The sequence below is a fragment of the Tetzosporium hominis genome (genome assembly GCF_002265435.1).
Taxonomy (GTDB): Bacteria; Bacillota; Bacilli; order Bacillales_A; family Planococcaceae; genus Chryseomicrobium; species Chryseomicrobium hominis.
The window spans coordinates 1-258 of the sequence record NZ_NOKQ01000370.1; the positions used below are offsets into that span (position 1 = coordinate 1).

Consider the following 258-nt stretch of genomic DNA (forward strand, 5'->3'; position numbering starts at 1 on the left):
ATTCCTTTTGAGCGGAGTGAACGATTTTGCCTTCTTTGTTAAACAGAATCGCTCTTGAACTTGTCGTCCCCTGATCTAAGGATAAAATGTACGTTTCCATAAGGTGTCTCCCCTTTGATTAAATATATTTTGAATTTGATAATGTTTTAGCAGAATGTGATTTCGTATAGATATATAGCCCTAACAATACCACAACCAATATAACGCTTACAATCCAGAAGCTGCTTGTGATGTGCCCCTTAAATGCAGCGTTGTAAA

General features: G+C 36.8%; 1 protein-coding gene and 1 pseudogene. Both read right to left on the reverse strand.

The window, feature by feature from the left end:
- Positions 1 to 100 (reverse strand): FGGY family carbohydrate kinase (locus CF394_RS15350; protein WP_133079868.1); only part of this gene is annotated, 100 nt, incomplete at its 3' end.
- Positions 101 to 118: 18 nt separating this feature from the next.
- A pseudogene (locus CF394_RS15355) lies at positions 119 to 258 on the reverse strand (aquaporin); the annotation flags it as partial.